Here is a 17,517-nt window from a genome sequence, read left to right as displayed (position 1 = left end):
AGCCCCTCACCCCAACCCTCTCCCCGTAAGAACGGGGCGAGGGGGCGCACTGCCGCTGTCGCACTGTCAATGGCTGACTTGGCACACAGTTTTATGGCACAACGGCCGCCATCACCGACCGACCAACGAGGCCACGCATGCCCGCGCCGAAACCGCCTGCCTTCGAGACCCTGAGCCTGCATGCGGGCCAGCATCCGGATCCCACGACCGGCGCCCGGGCGGTGCCGATCTACCAGACCACGTCCTACGTGTTCCAGGATTCCGACCACGCCGCGGCGCTGTTCAATCTCGAACGCGCCGGCCACATCTATACCCGCATCTCCAATCCGACCACCGGCGTGCTGGAGGAACGGCTCGCCGCGCTCGAAGGCGGCGTCGGCGCGATCTGCACGGCCAGCGGCCAGGCGGCGCTGCATCTGGCGATCGCCACGCTGCTCAATGCCGGCGACCACATCGTGGCGTCGAGCTCGCTCTATGGCGGCACCATCAACCTGCTGGCGCACACGCTGCCGCGCTTCGGCATCACCACGACGTTCGTGAAACCGCGCGATCTCGACGCGTTCCGGTCGGCGATCAAGCCGAGCACGAGGCTCGTGATAGGCGAGACCATCGGCAATCCCGGGCTCGAGGTGCTCGACATTCCCAAGGTTGCGGCGATCGCGCATGAGGCAAAGATTCCGCTGCTGATCGACAACACCTTCGCCACGCCCTATCTCAGCCGCCCGATCGAGCTGGGTGCCGACATCGTCATGCATTCGGCGACGAAATGGATCGGCGGCCACGGCATCGCGATCGGCGGCGCCATCGTCGACGGCGGCCGCTTCGACTGGCGCGCATCGGGCAAGTTCGGCGTGCTGACGGAACCCTATGGCGGTTATCACGGCATCGTCTTCGACGAGCAGTTCGGCACGGCCGCCTTCATCATGCGCGCCCGCACCGAGGGCCTGCGCGATTTCGGGGCCTGCCTATCGCCGACCAACGCGTTCCAGCTGCTCCAAGGCGTCGAGACCCTCGGCGTGCGCATGGACCGGCATATACACAACACGCATCTGGTGCTGGAAGCGCTGAAGGCCAACAAGGCAGTGGACTGGGTGCTGCATCCCTCGCTCGAGGATCACACGGACTACCAGCTGGCAAAGACGCTGCTGCCGCGCGGCGCCGGCTCGATCGTGTCCTTCGGCATCAAGGGCGGGCGCCCCGCCGGGCGCAAATTCATCGAGAGCTTGCGCATGATCAGCCATCTCGCCAATGTCGGCGATGCCAAGACGCTGGTGATCCATCCGGCCTCGACTACGCATCAGCAGATGGATGCCGAGCAGCTCAAGACGGCCGGCATCGGCGAGGAGCTAGTGCGGCTCTCGGTCGGCATCGAGACCGCAAGCGACATCATCGACGACCTCAATCAAGCGCTGCGCATCTCGCAAAAGGCCTGACATCATGAAGCTCTCCGTCAACGGCACCGATGTGTTTGTCGCAACCGGCGGCCGCGACTTCGACAAATCCCTGCCCGCGGTCGTCTTCATCCACGGCGCCGGCTTCGACCATTCAACCTGGGCGCTGCACACGCGCTGGTTCGCCCATCACGGTTTTTCCGTTCTGGCGCCCGACCTGCCCGGCCACGGCCGCTCTATTGGGCCTTCACTCGGCAGCATCGCCGAGATGGCCGACTGGACAGCAGCGCTGCTCGAAGCGGCGGGAGCTGCGAAGGCGCATCTGATCGGCCACTCCATGGGCTCGCTGATCTCGCTGGAAACGGCGGCGCGGCATCCGGACAAGGTCTCAGCGCTGAGCCTGATCGGTACTGCCGCGACCATGACGGTGGGTCCGGATCTCCTGAAGGCCGCCGAAGCCAACTCGCAGGATGCCAACGACATGGTCTCGATCTGGGGCCTCGGCTTCAACGCGGAGCTCGGCGGCAGCCTGGCGCCGGGCCTGTGGATGCATGGCGGCGCGCAGGCGGTGCTCAGGGCATGCGAGCCGGGCGTTCTGTTCAGGGATCTGTCGGCTTGCAACTCCTATACGAATGCGCTTGCCGCTGCAGCGAGCGTGAAGGTGCCGACGACGCTGATCCTGGGCGAAAAGGACATGATGACGCCGGCCAAGGCGGGCAAGGCGCTCGCCGCCGCGATCCCGCATGCAAAAACCGTCGTGGTGTCCGGCGCCGGCCACATGATCATGGCCGAGCGGCCGGACGAGTTGCTGGCAGCGCTGCGGAACTAAGCGGATCGATCTTCCGTCTTGCGCGTTGCGGTCAGACATCCCTCTCACTCTCAAGAAGGGGAACTCGACCATGCCGAGACAGGAAGTCATTCGCAAAGCGAGGCAAGACAAGCGCGCCGGCAAGTCGGCCAGCACGCAGGCCGGCGAATTCGTCAAGGACGAGATCGACAGGATCCGCAAGGGCAAGCACGGCGCGCGCTCGACCAAGCAGGCGATCGCGATCGGCCTGTCCGAAGCGCGCCGCGCCGGTGTCGATCTGCCGCCACCGCGCAAGGGACGCACCAAGAAGGCGACGCGGCGCAGTGCCAAATATGCCTATGAGGTCGGCCAGGGCAAACGGACGCCGAAGCGGAGGCCGAAAGTATCGCGCGCCGTCACGAACGTCCTGAAGAAGGAGCCGCGATCGACCGCATCGCGCAGTGCGCTGTCGAAACAGGCCAAGCGAGCCGCAAGCCGCCGAACCGCAGCGTCCCGCTCGGCCACGGCGCGGAAGGCGAGCCGCACCAAAGGCGCCAAGGTCCGCTCCGCTGCCGCCAAGAAGGCGGCGCGCACCAGGGCGCGCCGCCGGAGCTGATCAGTCGCGCCGGTTCAAGAACCCGGCGTCCATTTCCAGACGATGTCGGAGACGTTGACCGGCTTCGGGATCAGGCCCAGCTTTGCGAAGCGATCGGCGACCGCTTGCTGGCTCCTGACCACCTCGGCGTCGAGCGGCACTACGCGGAAGTTGGAGCGATCCACGAAACGCCTGACGGCCTCGATGTCAACGCCGGTCGCGTCTGCCTGGGCTTTGGCGACGTCCTCGTGGTGTTCGTTGGCCCAGACGCCTTCGGACGCGAAGGTGGTGTTGAGCTTGGCGACCAGCGAAGGAAATTTATCGACGAAATCCGTGTTGGCGATGTAGAACGCATTCGGCTTGTGCACGTCCTTGTCGAAGGCGATCACGCGCGCGCTCTCCTTCAATTCGGCGAGCGCGAGATAGGGATCCCAGATCGACCAGGCATCGACCGAGCCCTTCACAAAGGCCGCGGTCGCATCGGCAGGGGCAAGCGGCGCCGGCGTGATATCGGACCAGGACAGGCCGGCCTTTTCGAGCGCAGCGACCAGCAGATTATGCGCGCTCGATCCCTTGCCGAAGGCGACGCGCTTGCCCTTGAGATCGGCGAGCGAGCGAATCGGCGAATCCTTCGGCACGATGATCGCCTGGGTGTTGCCGTCGGATTTCACCGCAGCGACGTAGCGGATCTTGGCGCCGCCGGCCTGCGCGAAGATCGGCGGGGAGTCGCCGACATAGCCGAAATCGACGCTGCCGACATTGATGGCCTCCAGCAGCGGCGGACCGAACTGGAAGTCGATCCACTTGATCTCGATGCCGAGCGGCTTGAAGGCGTTTTCCAGAGTCTGGCGCTGGCGCACCGCCGGGAAAAAACCGCCCTTCTGCGTGCCGATGCGGATTTCCGCCGGCTTGTCCTCGGCGTGGGCGGGTACAGCCAGGGCCGTCGCAAGCAACAGCGTCGTAGCCAGAATGTGTCGTCGATTGATCATAACGCGGTCCTTTCGGTGGGATCAGTTGGCGAAAAGTTGCGAGCTCGCGCGACGGCCACGCTCGGAGAACACCGCACGGGCGGCGCGCTCGGCCTCGCGGGCCGAACGGAACTGGCGGCCTTCGAGGCTGTCGAACAGGCGCTCGGAGGAGAAGAAGCGGAAGCCGCGCTCATCGCGCGTGATGATGCCGGCGGCGCGGTCGTGGATCTCGATGATGTAGGCGTTCGACTGGATCTGGGACATGACTGCTCGTTCGCCGAAGTTCGGCGTTCCTGTCTTGGGATTTTCGGTGTGAGGTGCTGTTAGGACGTGGTCAGCAGCAACAACAGGCGCCCGTGGCCGCCGAGAAACAGCGCCGCGTCATGCACGCATGCATGTCGTTCTGATTGCGCTGGCGATCGGTTTTCATAATGCGGCTTCAGGCTCGATGAGCAGTTTCGACGCTCCGAATATCGAGCGGTTGGCAGGATTGGTCAATGAAATGGCTATCCATATTTGCGGCGCGCGCGCTGGGGCGCTTCTCTCGCCGCAAGCACGGACAGACGGATTCATCTCGCGATGAGTTCAACACACGCAAGCGGCCGGCATGATACGCTCCCAACGCCAATGATATGGGAGGTTCCAGGCATGGCGGATGCTCTGAAGGGGCGCACGGCGCTCGTGACCGGCGGCTCGCGCGGAATTGGCGCCGCCGTCTGTCATGCATTGGCCGAAGCAGGTGCAGCGGTTGCGATCAACTGCCGCGAGAGAATCGGGCAAGCCGAGCAGCTGGCGGGCGAGATCGGCAAGCAGGGCGGCCGCGCCATCGTGGTCGCCGCCGACGTCTCGCAGCGCGAAGCCGTGGCTGATATGGTCGAGCGTGTTACGGCCGGGCTCGGGCCGATCGACATCCTCGTCAACAATGCCGGCATTGCGATCACGCGCGGCGTCGACGATCTCACCGAGGACGATTTCGACCGCACCATCCTGGTCAACCTGAAATCCGCTTTCCTGTGCACGCAAGCGGTGCTGCCATCGATGCGCGCGCGGACATGGGGCCGCATCGTCAACATCTCCTCGGGTGCCGCGCGCGGTGCGGGCTCGATCGGCCCGCACTACAATGCGTCAAAGGCAGGCATGGAGGGCCTGACGCGCGGCTATGCGGCGCGGCTGGTGAAGGAGGGCATCACCGTGAACGCCGTGGCGCCATCGCTGATCGAGACCGACATGATGAGCGGCCAGCTCCAGCTCGTCGGCCGCATCCCCCTCGGCCGCTTCGGCACGGCGGATGAGGTGGCGAAGGCCGTGATGCTGCTGGTCGACAATGCCTACATGACCGGACAGACCATCGCGCTGAGCGGCGGGATGGCGTTTAATTGAAGCGGAGCGGCGGGCTCTTCTTCCTTCTCCCCTTGTGGGAGAAGGTGGCGCGAAGCGCCGGATGAGGGGTATCTATCCGCGCGCAACACTCTTCGTGAGGATGGAGACCCCTCACCCGTCTCGCCGCTTCGCGGCGAGCCACCCTCTCCCACAAGGGGAGAGGGGAAGAAGGAACTCACCACATCGTTGCCGCCGCCCGTTCCGGCCAGATCCGGTCGTACTCCGCACCGCCGACCTTGTTGTCACTCATCTCCGCAAGAATCCGCCCCGGCGTCGGCAACGTCTTCGGATCGACGCGCTTGTCGGGATTCCAGAGATCGGAGCGAACGATGGCGCGGGCGCATTGGAAGTAGATCTCGTCCACGTTCATCACCATGACGCTGCGCGGCGCCTTGCCCTCGACCTCGAACGAGGCCAGCAGCTCCGGATCGATCGACAGATGCGCGCGGCCGTTGGTCCGCACCGCATTGCCGGAGCCGGGAATCAGGAACATCAACGACACGCGCGGGTCGCGCACGATATTGCGCAAGGAATCGACCCGGTTGTTGCCGCGGCGGTCGGGCAGCATCAGCGTCTTGGGGTCGTGGATGCGGACGAAGCCGGGCAGATCGCCGCGCGGAGAGCAGTCGATTCCCTCGGGCCCGATGGTGGCGAGCGCGGCGAACGGCGCCTTCTCGATGAAGATGCGGTAGAGCGGGGTGACGTGGTCGGCGACTTTCACGGTCGAGGCGTCATTGGTGGCGCCGTAGATGGCTTCCAGCTGTTCGATCGTTTCGATCACCGTCATCCCACACTCTCTCTATCGCGCCGACAACTCGTCTTGCCAGCCTTGATTCCTGATCACGCGCACCAGCTGGCGGCTGTGATAATCCGCGCTGCCGGCATTGAGAATGGTGACATCCGCCTGCGCCGACGCGTCGTCGACGCTGCGCGACAGCCGCTCGCCGATGTCGCCGTCGCTTTTCCGGGCGCGCGCGGCAAGCCGCTGCGCCAACACGTCCGGCGGCGCCGTGATCGCGATCACCACGACCTCGGCATAGGCCTGGCGCAAGGCTTCGATCACGGTGCGCGAGACGTTGACGACGATGGTGCGGCCGGCGCGGATGTCGTCGTTGATCTCGAGCGGCAGTGCATAGGAATGCCCATGCGCCTCCCAGTGCACGGCGAAGTCGCCGTGCTCGCGCGCGCGGCGGAATTCGTCGGGGCTCACCGCGATATTGTCTTCATCGGCCGAGGACGCACGCGTCACGATGCGACGCGGGAAGACGATGTCGGGATCGTCGCTGCAGACAGCTTGCGCCAGCCGCAGCAAGGTATCCTTGCCGGCGCCGCTGGGGCCTACCACGAGCACGAGCCGGCCGGAGCCGATCGCACCGGTCTCGCCCTCGGCGGTGGTCATGGTCTCGTTCATGCGACCCGGTGTCCTTCGCGCCACACGCTGCGAACCACGGGAACGTGGCCTGCGACATGGACGCGGATCAAATCGGCGCGCTTGCCGGTCGCGACCTCGCCGCGGTCGGTGAGGCCGACCGCCTCGGCGGGCGCTTTCGTCACGGTGCGAACCGCGGCAGGAAGGCTGATCGCGGGTACATGCTCGGGCAATTGCAACGCGGCCATCAGAAGGCTCGACGGGATGTAATCCGACGACAGGATGTCGAGCAGGCCTTCGCGCGCGAGATCGACCGCGGCGATGTTGCCGGAGTGCGAGCCGCCGCGCACCACGTTCGGCGCGCCCATCAGGATGTCGATGCCGGCCTGGTGCAGGCCGCGTGCGGCCTCCAGCGTAGTCGGGAATTCCGCGACCGAGACACGGTCGCGCACGGCGTCCGCGACGTTCTCCTCGGTGGTATCGTCGTGGCTCGCCAGCGGAATGTTGTACTCATGCGCCAGCGCCACGATCTCGCGCATGTTCACCGCGGCATAGAGCCTCTGATATTCGAAACGCTTTGCGAACAATTCGTCGAGCTCGGCATCGGTCTTGCCGCCGCCCTTGCCGCGATAATAGTCGCGCAGCTTGACCTCGTCGCGGAACTGGCGCTGGCCGGGCGTGTGGTCCATCAGCGACATCAGCTTGACGTCGGGACGGTCGATCAGCTCCTTGGCCTCCTCGACCACGCTCGGCATCGGGATCTCGCAGCGCAGATGCAGGAAGTGATCGGCGCGCAGCAGGTTCGCCTCGCGCGCATTGGTGATCGCGGCGGCGAGCACGCCGGCACGGCCATCGACCTCCTCGGCGCCGTCCTCGCGCCAGACCCGGAGCGAATCGAATACGGTGGTGATGCCCGAGGTCGCAAGCTGGCCGTCATAGGAGATGACGGCGGCGACCGGATTCCAGAACACCTTTGGCCGCGGCACGTAATGCGCTTCGAGATGATCGGTGTGGAGCTCGATCAGGCCGGGCATGATCAGATCGCCGCCGGCATCCTCGGCGCCCGCGGGCGCCCTCCCCTCGCCGACCTCCGCGATGCGGCCGTCGGCAAGCGCGAGCCAACCCTGCTCGATCACCCGGTCAGCCAGCACGATCCTGGCATTGGCGATCACGGATTCCTTCTTCATTTCCCCATTCCTTCAGGCCGCGGCGGCAAAGCTGGTGACGTCAACGATGCGGTCGGCAATCAGATGACGGATTTCGTCGTCATGGACAATGGCGACCATGGCGACGCCCTGATGTTTCTTTTCAGCGACCAGCTCGACCACCACGGCGCGATTGGCGGCATCCAGCGAGGCGGTCGGCTCGTCCAGCAGCAGGATCGGCAGGTCCGAGATGAAGCCGCGCGCGATGTTGACGCGCTGCTGCTCGCCGCCGGAGAAGGTCGCGGGCGGCAGCTGCCAAAGTCGCTCGGGGATGTTGAGACGATGCAGCAATTCGCCGGCGCGCGCCTGTGCGTCGGCCCGGCTCATGCCGTTCACGATCAGCGGCTCCGCGACGACGTCGATGGTCGCAACCCGCGGCACGGCCCGCAGGAACTGGCTGACATAGCCGATGGTGGAACGGCGGATATTGAGCACCTGACGCGGCTCGGCGGTGGCGAGATCGACCACCCCGCCGCGATGGCGGATACCGATCCGGCCGCTGTCGCAGCGATAATTGCCGAAGATCATCTTCAGGATCGACGATTTTCCGGCGCCGGATGGGCCCGACAGCACGACGCACTCGCCGGGATTGGCCTGGAAGGTCACCCCGCGCACCACCGGCAGCTCGATGCCGCCCTGCAGGTGCATCGTAAAGGTCTTGCCGGCGTCGGTGATGTCGATCATGGCGGTCATTGGAGGGCTCATATTGCAAGGTTCATGGCGGCAGGATCGAGGAGACGAGGAGCTGGGTATAGGCTTCGCGCGGATCGTCGAGCACCTGATCGGTCAGGCCGGTCTCGATGACGCGGCCGCCCTTCATCACCATCACGCGGTGCGACAAGAGACGCGCCACCGCGAGATCGTGGGTGACGATGACGACCGCGAGATTCAGCTCGGCGACGAGGCTGCGCAACAGGTCGAGCAGGCGGGCCTGCACGGAGACATCGAGACCGCCGGTCGGCTCGTCCATGAACACGAGCCGCGGCTCGGTGACGAGGTTGCGGGCGATCTGGAGGCGCTGGCGCATGCCGCCGGAATAGGTGCGCGGCGCATCGTCGATGCGCGCTGTGTCGATCTCGACGCGGGTGAGCCAGTCGGAGGCGGTGTCGCGGATACGGCCGTAATGATTCCAGCCCACCGCCATCAGCCGCTCGCCGACATTGGCGCCGGCGGAGACCGCCATGCGCAGGCCCTGTGCGGGATCCTGGTGCACGAAACCCCAGTCGGTGCGGAACAGGAAGCGCCGTTCGGCCTCGCCCAGCGTGGCGAGATCGCGGGTGACGCCGTCGCGCATCCGGTACGACACGTGGCCCGCGGTCGGCGTGAGCTGGCCCGACAGCATCTGCAGCAGCGTCGACTTGCCCGAGCCGGATTCGCCGACGATCGCCAGCACCTCGCCGGGATAGAGCGAAAACGACACGTCGCGGCAGGCATTGATGCGGCCGAACGACTTGCAGAGGGATGTTGCGACCAGCAGCGGCTCGTCGTTGTCGAGCAAATCCTGATCAGCCATTCGCGGCCTCCTGCGCCTTTTCCTTGTACGGCGCGGCACTGAGGCTGCCGTGATGGCCGGCGGCCTGGCGGCCCTCGCAATAATCGGTGTCCGAGCAGACGAACATGCGCCCGCCCTTGTCGTCGGTCACGATCTCGTCGAGGTAGGAGTTCTCCGCACCACAGAGCGCGCAGGGCGCATTGAAGCGGTAGGGCTCGAACGGGTGATCCTCGAAATCGAGCGACACCACCTGCGTATAGGGCGGGATCGCGTAGATGCGTTTCTCGCGGCCGGCGCCGAACAATTGCAGTGCCGGGCTATTGTCCATCTTGGGATTGTCGAATTTCGGCGTCGGCGACGGGTCCATCACGTAGCGCGCGTTCACCTTCACCGGATAGGCATAGGCGGTGGCGATATGGCCGAAGCGGGCGATGTCCTCGTAGAGCTTCACATGCATCAGGCCGTATTCGGCGAGCGCGTGCATACGCCGCGTCTCGGTCTCGCGCGGCTCGAGGAAGCGCAACGGCTCGGGGATCGGCACCTGATAGACCAGCACCTGGTTCTCGTTTAGCGCCGTCTCCGGGATGCGGTGGCGGGTCTGGATCACGGTTGCCTCGTCCGTCGCCGTGGTCGTCGCAACGCCCGCGGTCTTGGCGAAGAATTTGCGGATCGAGATCGCGTTGGTGGTGTCGTCCGAACCCTGGTCGATCACCTTGAGCACGTCCTTGGGCCCGAGGATCGCGGCGGTGACCTGCACGCCGCCGGTGCCCCAGCCGTAGGGCATCGGCATTTCGCGGCTGGCGAACGGCACCTGATAGCCGGGGATCGCGATCGCCTTGAGGATCGCGCGGCGGATCATGCGCTTGGTCTGCTCGTCGAGATAGGCGAAGTTGTAGGCGGGCGCGTTCATTCCGCGGCCTCCTTCATGGCATCGGGCGTGTTGGCATCGGCGAACGCTTTAGAGAACTCTTGGCGCAGCTTGCGCAAGAGGCCGAGCTCGGACTGGAAGTCGACATAATGCGGCAGCTTCAGGTGCTCGACGAAGCCGGTCGCCTGGACATTGTCCGAATGCGACATCACGAACTCTTCGTCCTGCGCGGGTGCAAGCGCCTCCTCGCCGAGCTCACGCGCGCGCAGCGCGCGATCGACCAGCGCCATAGACATGGTCTTGCGCTCGCTCTGGCCGAAGGCGAGGCCATAGCCGCGGGTGAAGCACGGCGCCTCGGTCGCGGAGCCCTTGAACTGGTTGACCATCTGGCACTCGGTGAGCTCGATCGCGCCGAGCGGCACGGCGAAGCCGACGTCTTCCGCGACAAATTCGACCTCGACCTCACCGAAGCGGATCTCGCCGACAAAGGGATGGTTGCGGCCGTAGCCGCGCTGGGTGGAATAGCCCATCGCGAGCAGAAAGCCTTCGTCACCGCGCGCGAGGTTCTGCAGGCGCAAATCGCGATCCGCGGGGAAATTCAGCGGCTCGCGGGTGAGATCGCCGACGCTGGCGCCGTCCTCGGCTTCCGGCGATGATTCGATCAGCCCGTCGCGGCCTAGAATGTCGGTCACGCGCGGGGTCGGCGCGGTCGAAGCTTCGGCCGCGGCCGGCGTCTCCGGCACGAAGCCCTCAGCGAGCGAAGGGTCGAGCAGGCGGTGCGTGTAGTCGAAGGTCGGCCCCAGGATCTGGCCGCCGGGGATGTCCTTGAAGGTCGCCGACACCCGCCGCTGCACCCGCATCGCGCCGGTGTCGACTGGCTCGCTGGCACCGAAACGCGGCAGCGTGGCGCGGAAGGCGCGAACCAGGAAGATCGCCTCGATCAAATCGCCGCGCGCCTGCTTGATCGCAAGCGCCGCGAGCTCGCGGTCATAGAGCGAGCCTTCGCTCATGACGCGATCGACGGCAAGGCCGAGCTGCTCCGAGATCTGGTCGAGGGCGATTTCCGCAACTTCTTGGTCGCCACGCCGCTTATGCGCGAGCAAGCGATGGGCGTTCTCGATGGCGCGTTCGCCGCCTTTGACTGCGACATACATGCTTTCAGCTTCCCTTGCTTACGACGCGCGTGGTGCGGGGGATCGCGACCACGGCGTCATCGGCGACCAGCACCACATCGATACCGCGCGGAAACAGCGCTTCGTTCATATGCAGGCGCTCGAACAGGTCGAAAGGCTTGATCGACGCCCGCAGCGTGGCGACCCCATCGATGCCGGGGCCACGCAGTTCGAAGCTCCGGCCGGAGGCGAGGCTGTCGACCTGGATGATCACGGTCGTCGACCGGTCCGGATACTCGCTCGTGCCGAGCGCGAAGCGCTCGAGCGAAGGCAGCGCACCGCCGTCGCCGATGAGCGCGAACGAGGCGATGGATGAATCCTGCACGACCGGCGCGCCGGTGTGGAACTTGAGCCACTTCGTCACGTCCGCGCTCTCCGCCATCCGCGCATCGAGCCAGAGCGGCGTGTCGTGATCGAACAGCGTCAGCGCGATCGCGGCGGTGCCGCGCATCATCGTATCAGGCGCCCCCGCCATCGGCACGATGCGCTGAACCGAGCCCGGCCGCGCCATGGCATCCATGACCGAGCGAAAGGTCGATTGCGCCGACAGCACCTTGTCGGCGAAACCCGGCGGCAGTTCCGCAATCGTGGTCATGATCTCACCCCTCACCGCGCACCATGGTGTAGAAATCAACCTTCGTCGCAGCGGTCGCTTCCGCCGCCTGCTTGCGCCTGACCATAAGCTGCTCGAGCAACGGCGCGATAACGTTGCGCTCCACCGCTCCGCCGAAATCGCGGGACTGCACCAGCGCATCGCACAGCGCGATCAACCGCGCCTTCTCGCTATCGCGGCCGAGCGTGTAGCCGAACCCGACCTCGCCGCTCGCAAGCCGCACCGCGGCGCGCGACACCGTGGCTTCGCCGAGATTGAACGGCGCGCCGTCGCCGCCGACCCGCCCGCGCAGCATGACGAGGCCGTTCTCCGGCGTGCGCAGGTCCTGATGGTCCGGCAAAGGCAGGTCCGAGGCCAAGTTGCGGAGGCGAGCGGCGATCTCGCCCGCCTCCGCGTGCGCCAGCACCGCCATTGCGGCCTTGCGCTGGGCTTGCTGATTGTTGTGCTGGGTCACCTGGTCCACCGAACCTTTTGACAGAACTTGCCGCATCGAAGTTGTCTATGATAATAGACAACTTCATAAGGACGCGCCATGACTGTTTCGTGACAATGCTGTGATTTCTGGAGTAGGTTTCCCGCGACATGAGCATGCAGGACACAGCCTCGTCGGGCGTCGCGCTATGGCGCCTCGTTGCCGACGGCATCGAGCGCGGCATCGCCGACGGCCGCTTTGCGGCCGGCGACAAATTGCCAGGCGAGATGGAGATCGCCGAAACCTATCGCGTCAACCGCCACACCGTACGGCGCGCGCTCGCGGCACTTGCCGAGCGCGGCCTGGTGCGCGCGGAGCGCGGCAGCGGAACCTATGTCGAGGCACAGAAGCTCGCTTATCCCTTGCGCTCGCGCACGCGCTTCTCCGAGATCGTCGGCGCGGATGGCCGCGAGCCGCATGGCCGGCTGATCGAAGCGACCGATGACGTCGCGACGCGCGAGCTCGCGCGGGAGCTGGGACTAAAGACCGGCGCGCCCCTGGTGCGGATCGAGGCGATCCGCCTTGCCGACCGTACGCCGATTTGCGTTTCCACGACCTGGCTGTCGGCGGACCTGTTCCCGGGTGCCGGCGCCGTGTTCGCGGCGACGCGCTCGATGACGAAGCTGCTGGAGCATTTCGGCGTCCGCGACTATCGCCGCGGCGCAACCCGAATCACCGCGGGCATCGTGGACGCGACCGATGCGGCACGTCTCGATCTAGCGCTGGGGCGGCCGATCCTGGTGGTGGACGCCACCGACCACGATCTCACGGGCAGGCCGCTGGTGACCAAGCATTCGCGGTTTGCGGCGGAGCGGGTGGAGTTTTTGGTGGAGTCGTAGCTCTCTCCACGACACCGGACCCGTAGAGCCTGTGAGCCAATTCGTTTTGTTTCGGCTTCGGCATCAAGGGGTGGTATCGCCCCTTGATGGGGGAAGCCGGCGGCGTCAGGCTGTTGGTTATCTATGCTTTTGCGAGACGATGCCCTTGCAGGATGTTGTTGGTGAGGGCGTACCAGAGCACGACGGCACGGACCTTCTCGATGCCGCGCACGGTCAGTTGCCTGAGGTCCCAGTTGCGCCAGCGGGCATGGATGCATTCGCAGATGGTACGGGCCTGGTACTGTGCCTTGCCGGCTTCGCTGGCCATGCGAGCACGCCAGGCCGCTATGCCAGGACCGTCGCTGCTCCGGGGTAAGAAGGGATCGACACCGCTCCTGGATTGGGGCGGTGGACAGTAAACCTCGATGCCCTCGCCATGCGCCCATTCGATGTCGTCGCCAGTGCAGAACCCGCCATCGGCGAGGTAGCGGCGTGGCAAGCGCTTCAGCCGAGCGCGCGTTCGCTCCAGCATCGGGCGCATCAAGCCACGATCTGAGCCGCTGTTGTCGACATCGATCGCGACCACGATCAGTTCGCCAGCCGCGCTAGCCACCTGCACATTATAGGCCGGACGGAAGCCGGCATCGGCCATCTTCATCACCCTGGCCTGCGGGTCGGTGGTGGAGGCCCGAGGCTCCTTCGGCTTCTTGCCATTGCCGCCCTTGTCGTCGAGCTGTTTTCGCTTGCGCTTGATCTCGGCCAGCGCGGCCTGCGCGGCTTGCACCCGCTCGCTGCGTTCGCGCGCCGCCCGCTCTTTGGCGGCCCGGATCCGCCGATTGCTGGCTTCCGGGTCCGCATCGACCTCGCGCTTGAGCTCTTCCACAATGGCCTCGGCCTGCGCCATCTGCCGATCCAGCGTCGCCTCCCGCCGGAACGATCCGGTCCCGGCATTCGCTCGTATCCGCACCCCGTCCTGGGTCAGCTTCTCCAGATCGACCAGCCCTGCCTCGTTCAGGGCCACCAGATGTTCAACCAGCAAACGGTCGAGCAAGTCGGCACAGCCGACCCGGAAGTCCGACAGCCCGTGATGGTTCAACGACACGCCACCGCAGAGCCAGCGGTAGACGTCGTGGCTGTCGCAGAGCCGGTCCAGCGCCCGCGCGCTGCCAACGGCATCGCTCGCGGCGTACAGCCAAAGCGCCAGCAACAACCGTGGCGATGGCGCCGGATGGCCCGGCCTGTTTTCCCGTGCCTTGACGCGATCTTCCAGCTCGCTCAGGTCCAGCCCTTCGACATAAGCCCAGATCACCCGCGCTGGATGATCCTGCCCGATCAGGCTGTCGATATCGACCGCTCGCAATTCGACCTGATTGCGCACAGGCTCGCGCAGCCGAGGTGCGCCTTGCGGCACCGCTTCGGTTCGTGCCGACTGCTCCGGCAATTCACCAAAAAGTCCGTCGTCAGCCATCATCCTCTCCAGCAGATCAGTCTGCCCAGAGAATCACATTCGTCTGACGCGCGGTACAAAAGATTCACAGTCTCGTAGGGTGGGCAAAGGCGCCCTTGCGCCGTGCCCACGATCTTTCTCGATCGTCAGAGGTGGTGGGCACGCTTCGCTTTGCCCACCCTACGGCACCTTTGCTCAGGCCACAGCCCTTCGCCCAATGATCGCAAAGCGCAGCTTGCCCGAGATGAAATCGATCGCGGCGACCGCGACCAGGATCATCAGGATCAGGAACGACACTTTCTGCCATTCCAGCACGCGGATCTGCTCGGCGAGCTGGAGGCCGATGCCGCCGGCGCCGACGATGCCGATGATGGTCGCCGAGCGCGTGTTGGATTCGATGAAATAGAGCACCTGTCCGGCAATCACGGGCAGCACCTGCGGCAGCAGGCCGAAGCGGATCTCGTGCAGCGCGCTGCCGCCGGAGGCGCGGATGCCTTCGACCTGCTTCTGGTCGGCGCCCTCGATCGCCTCCGAGAACAGCTTGCCGAAGGCGCCGAAATCCGACACCGCGATGGCGAGCACGCCGGCGAACGGGCCGAGGCCGACGACGTTGATCCACACCAGCGCCCAGATCAGGGTGTCGACGCCGCGGATCGAATCCAGGAAACGACGGACCGGGAAGCGCAGGATGTTCGACGGCACGATGTTGCGCGCGGCCAGCAAGCTCACCGGCAGCGCGAACACCGCTGCCAGCGTGGTGCCGAGCAGCGCGATCGAGAGCGTCTCCCCGAGCGCCTTCAGATAGACCGGCAGCGAGGAGCCGGGATCCGGCGGGATCATCATCAGGCTAATCCAGCCGAGCTGGCTAAGGCCGGCGAAGAAGCGCGACGGCGAGAAATCGAGATCGACGAGGCCGTAGATGAGAATCGCGAACGCCGCGACGATCATCGCGGGCGTCGCGAGCCGCGCCGAGGCCGGCCGATCGAACACATCGGGGTAGCGTGCACGCATCTCGCGCGTATCGACCTCCTGCGGCCTCGTCACGTCCGCGCCTCCTTGCCGAACAGGCGGCCGCGCAGCCAGCCGGTGGTGATGTCGATGATGAAGACCGTGACGATGATGGTGAGCAGGATGGCGCTGACGTCCGAATAGTAGAACTTGCGGATCGCGACGACGAGCTCCTGGCCGATGCCGCCGGCGCCGACGAAGCCCATGACGGAGGCTTCGCGGACATTGATCTCGAAGCGCAGTAGCGCGTAGCTGGCGTAGCCGGCGGTGACCTGCGGCACGATGGCGAAGCGCATGCAGGAGAGCCAGCTCGCCCCGGTCGAGCGGATGCCCTCGACCGGCTTCATGTCGGCATTCTCGACGATCTCCGAGAACAGTTTTCCGAGCGCGCCGGTGGAGTGGATCGCAATCGCCAGCACGCCCGCCATCGGCCCGAGCCCGAAGGCGATGACGAAGACCAGCGCGAAGACGATGCCGGGAACGGTGCGGGCGAATTCGAGCAGGCGCCGCACGGTAAAGCGCAGCCAGGGCGCGGGCGAGGTGTTCTCGGCCGCGAAGAAATTGAGGGCGAAGGCGAAGGTCGCGCCGATCAGCGTGCCGACATAGGAGATCAGCAGCGTCTCACCCAGCATCTTCAGCCATTTGCGCCAGCCCCAGAACCACTCGCCGACATCGGTCCAGACCCGCTGGCCGCTGTCGAGCGTGAGGATGCGGTCGAAATAGCTGACGAAGTTGCCGAAATAGGTGAACAGCGTGCGCAAATTCACTTCGGCGCCGATCGCGGCGAGAGCCAGCGCGGCGGCAAACACGCCCGCTCCCAACAGGAGACGTAGCCGCCTGCGTGAAACCGCCTGGCGATAGGCAGCGTTGAGCGCGGCGAGCTGCTGCTCGGGGAGGATCGAAACCGCTGTCGTCATGGGGTCGAAACAGGTCCCGTCAAAGAAAGAGCCGGGTCTTTGGGACCCGGCTCAGGTGCATCGTCCCGAAGACTCAGGACGCCTTCTTCTTACGCAGTGCGTCGACGAACTTGATCAGCTCGATCGTGCCATCCCAGTCCTTGGTGGTGGCGGGATGAAAGCCCTTCTTCTGGCCGTCGGAGAGACGGTCGAACGCGGCCTTGTCCTTGGCCGGCGCGTCGAAGAACGCCTTGGCAATGGCGGTCTTGGCGTCTTCCGGCAGGTCGGAATTGTAGGCATAGGGGCCGTTGATGATCGGCGCCGATTTGTGGATGATGCGGAAATCGTCCTTCTTCATCGCCGAGCCGTCGGCGTTCTTCAGCATCCCCTTGGTCAGCATCTGCGCCAGCGTGGAATCGTCGTCGCTGGTCCACTGGTTGGCAGCGACTTCGACCGTGCCCTGCGCCAGCGCCAGCATCGCGTTCTCGTGGCTGCCGGTGAAGACGACCTTGCCGAAATAGGCGTCGGCATCGTGGATGCCCATCTTGTCGAGCTCGAAGCGCGGCACGTTGTTGCCGGAGGTCGAGTTCGGGTCGACGAGGCCGAGGTTCTTGCCCTTCAGGTCGTCGATCTTCTTGTAGGCGCTGCTTGCCTTGACGAAGAACACGGAATAGTAGCCGGTCGAGCCGTCGGCGTTGATGTCGTTGGCGAAGGCCTCGGACTTGACGCCGGTCAGGCGGGCACGCGCGAACGCGGCCGAGCCGTAGCTGGCGATGTGGATATTGCCGGCGCGCTGGCCTTCGATCACCGCGGCATAGTCGTTGGCGATGCGCAGCGTGACCTTTACGCCGAGTTCTTTCGATAGATAAGTCATGAACGGTGCCCAGCGCTCGGTGACGCCCGACGCGTTCTCGGCCGGAACGACCGCAAAGGTCAGCTCGGGGTATTTGGCCTTCCAGTCGTCGGCCGAGGCGGAGGCGGTGAAAGCGAGCGCAGCGGCGCCGGCCAGGATTAATCTGCGAGTGATCATGATACC

At 65.5% G+C, this 17,517-nt stretch carries 21 protein-coding genes; 6 read left to right on the top strand and 15 right to left on the bottom strand.

Features of this window, described 5'->3' with window-relative positions:
- Positions 1-137: 137 nt before the first annotated feature.
- From ACNJYD_RS04935 to ACNJYD_RS04925, 3 genes are all read left to right on the top strand, one after another.
- The gene (locus ACNJYD_RS04935) at positions 138-1,433 is read left to right on the top strand and encodes an O-acetylhomoserine aminocarboxypropyltransferase (protein ID WP_439365567.1); all 1,296 of its coding nucleotides are present in this window, start codon (positions 138-140) and stop codon (positions 1,431-1,433) included.
- Positions 1,434-1,437: 4 nt separating this feature from the next.
- Positions 1,438-2,220 (top strand): alpha/beta fold hydrolase, encoded by a 783-nt coding sequence (locus ACNJYD_RS04930; RefSeq protein WP_439365566.1) that lies wholly within the window; start codon positions 1,438-1,440, stop codon positions 2,218-2,220.
- A gap of 70 nt (positions 2,221-2,290) precedes the next feature.
- Complete coding sequence (locus tag ACNJYD_RS04925; protein ID WP_260381904.1) at positions 2,291-2,794, top strand: DUF6496 domain-containing protein; 504 nt, start codon at positions 2,291-2,293, stop codon at positions 2,792-2,794.
- A gap of 14 nt (positions 2,795-2,808) precedes the next feature.
- Here ACNJYD_RS04925 and ACNJYD_RS04920 read toward each other — a convergent pair whose 3' ends face one another.
- Together ACNJYD_RS04920 and ACNJYD_RS04915 are read right to left on the bottom strand one after the other, a co-directional pair.
- Positions 2,809-3,762: an aliphatic sulfonate ABC transporter substrate-binding protein gene (locus ACNJYD_RS04920; RefSeq protein ID WP_439365565.1), complete on the bottom strand. Its 954-nt coding sequence runs from the start codon at positions 3,760-3,762 to the stop codon at positions 2,809-2,811.
- 21 nt (positions 3,763-3,783) lie between these two features.
- Complete coding sequence (locus ACNJYD_RS04915) at positions 3,784-4,005, bottom strand: hypothetical protein (RefSeq protein WP_172785169.1); 222 nt, start codon at positions 4,003-4,005, stop codon at positions 3,784-3,786.
- A gap of 127 nt (positions 4,006-4,132) precedes the next feature.
- On the opposite strand from ACNJYD_RS04915, the gene ACNJYD_RS04910 reads away from it, so the two are divergent.
- Both ACNJYD_RS04910 and ACNJYD_RS04905 read left to right on the top strand, forming a co-directional pair.
- The gene (locus tag ACNJYD_RS04910; RefSeq protein WP_439365564.1) at positions 4,133-4,324 is read left to right on the top strand and encodes a hypothetical protein; all 192 of its coding nucleotides are present in this window, start codon (positions 4,133-4,135) and stop codon (positions 4,322-4,324) included.
- Positions 4,325-4,389: 65 nt separating this feature from the next.
- Complete coding sequence (locus ACNJYD_RS04905) at positions 4,390-5,121, top strand: SDR family NAD(P)-dependent oxidoreductase (RefSeq protein ID WP_439365563.1); 732 nt, start codon at positions 4,390-4,392, stop codon at positions 5,119-5,121.
- Positions 5,122-5,296: 175 nt separating this feature from the next.
- Here the strand turns inward: ACNJYD_RS04905 and ACNJYD_RS04900 are convergent, their stop codons facing one another.
- From ACNJYD_RS04900 to phnG, 9 genes are read right to left on the bottom strand one after another with little or no spacing between them, the layout of a single operon-like run.
- The gene (locus tag ACNJYD_RS04900; RefSeq protein ID WP_439365562.1) at positions 5,297-5,908 is read right to left on the bottom strand and encodes a pyridoxamine 5'-phosphate oxidase family protein; all 612 of its coding nucleotides are present in this window, start codon (positions 5,906-5,908) and stop codon (positions 5,297-5,299) included.
- 12 nt (positions 5,909-5,920) lie between these two features.
- Entirely contained in the window at positions 5,921-6,532 is a 612-nt protein-coding gene (phnN, locus tag ACNJYD_RS04895; RefSeq protein ID WP_439365561.1) for a phosphonate metabolism protein/1,5-bisphosphokinase (PRPP-forming) PhnN, read from the bottom strand.
- On the bottom strand, positions 6,529-7,677 hold the full coding sequence (locus tag ACNJYD_RS04890) for an alpha-D-ribose 1-methylphosphonate 5-triphosphate diphosphatase (protein WP_439365560.1): 1,149 nt from the start codon (positions 7,675-7,677) through the stop codon (positions 6,529-6,531). Before ACNJYD_RS04890 ends, phnN begins: the two co-directional genes overlap by 4 nt.
- 12 nt (positions 7,678-7,689) lie before the next feature.
- A complete protein-coding gene (gene phnL, locus ACNJYD_RS04885; protein ID WP_439365559.1) occupies positions 7,690-8,388 on the bottom strand; it encodes a phosphonate C-P lyase system protein PhnL in 699 nt (232 codons plus the stop codon).
- Between the two features lie 22 nt (positions 8,389-8,410).
- Positions 8,411-9,208, bottom strand: coding sequence for a phosphonate C-P lyase system protein PhnK (gene phnK / locus ACNJYD_RS04880; RefSeq protein WP_439365558.1), 798 nt, complete (start codon positions 9,206-9,208; stop codon positions 8,411-8,413).
- Positions 9,201-10,097: an alpha-D-ribose 1-methylphosphonate 5-phosphate C-P-lyase PhnJ gene (locus tag ACNJYD_RS04875; protein WP_439365557.1), complete on the bottom strand. Its 897-nt coding sequence runs from the start codon at positions 10,095-10,097 to the stop codon at positions 9,201-9,203. Before ACNJYD_RS04875 ends, phnK begins: the two co-directional genes overlap by 8 nt.
- Entirely contained in the window at positions 10,094-11,209 is a 1,116-nt protein-coding gene (locus ACNJYD_RS04870) for a carbon-phosphorus lyase complex subunit PhnI (RefSeq protein WP_439365556.1), read from the bottom strand. Before ACNJYD_RS04870 ends, ACNJYD_RS04875 begins: the two co-directional genes overlap by 4 nt.
- Positions 11,210-11,213: 4 nt before the next feature.
- Complete coding sequence (gene phnH / locus ACNJYD_RS04865; RefSeq protein ID WP_172785179.1) at positions 11,214-11,822, bottom strand: phosphonate C-P lyase system protein PhnH; 609 nt, start codon at positions 11,820-11,822, stop codon at positions 11,214-11,216.
- A 4-nt stretch (positions 11,823-11,826) separates the two neighbouring features.
- Positions 11,827-12,303 carry a phosphonate C-P lyase system protein PhnG gene (phnG, locus tag ACNJYD_RS04860; RefSeq protein ID WP_439367411.1) on the bottom strand — a complete coding sequence of 159 codons (477 nt, stop codon included), beginning with the start codon at positions 12,301-12,303 and terminating at the stop codon, positions 11,827-11,829.
- A gap of 119 nt (positions 12,304-12,422) precedes the next feature.
- Between phnG and phnF the strand changes: the two genes are divergently transcribed.
- Entirely contained in the window at positions 12,423-13,151 is a 729-nt protein-coding gene (phnF, locus tag ACNJYD_RS04855) for a phosphonate metabolism transcriptional regulator PhnF (protein WP_172785180.1), read from the top strand.
- A gap of 121 nt (positions 13,152-13,272) precedes the next feature.
- Here phnF and ACNJYD_RS04850 read toward each other — a convergent pair whose 3' ends face one another.
- The 4 genes from ACNJYD_RS04850 to phnD form a co-directional block, all read right to left on the bottom strand.
- On the bottom strand, positions 13,273-14,601 hold the full coding sequence (locus ACNJYD_RS04850) for an IS1182 family transposase (protein ID WP_212257604.1): 1,329 nt from the start codon (positions 14,599-14,601) through the stop codon (positions 13,273-13,275).
- Positions 14,602-14,772: 171 nt separating this feature from the next.
- Positions 14,773-15,621, bottom strand: a complete 849-nt coding sequence (gene phnE, locus ACNJYD_RS04845) for a phosphonate ABC transporter, permease protein PhnE (protein WP_212259533.1) — start codon at positions 15,619-15,621, stop codon at positions 14,773-14,775.
- The gene (gene phnE, locus ACNJYD_RS04840) at positions 15,618-16,502 is read right to left on the bottom strand and encodes a phosphonate ABC transporter, permease protein PhnE (protein WP_172785182.1); all 885 of its coding nucleotides are present in this window, start codon (positions 16,500-16,502) and stop codon (positions 15,618-15,620) included. The genes phnE (ACNJYD_RS04845) and phnE (ACNJYD_RS04840) overlap by 4 nt, the downstream gene beginning before the upstream one ends.
- A gap of 73 nt (positions 16,503-16,575) precedes the next feature.
- A complete protein-coding gene (gene phnD / locus ACNJYD_RS04835; RefSeq protein WP_172785183.1) occupies positions 16,576-17,511 on the bottom strand; it encodes a phosphonate ABC transporter substrate-binding protein in 936 nt (311 codons plus the stop codon).
- Positions 17,512-17,517 lie beyond the last annotated feature (6 nt).

The sequence above is a fragment of the Bradyrhizobium sp. SPXBL-02 genome, from assembly GCF_051853065.1.
Taxonomy (GTDB): domain Bacteria; phylum Pseudomonadota; class Alphaproteobacteria; order Rhizobiales; family Xanthobacteraceae; genus Bradyrhizobium.
The sequence above is the reverse complement of the archived record's forward strand: the minus strand, read 5'-3'. Positions and strand labels throughout refer to the sequence as shown.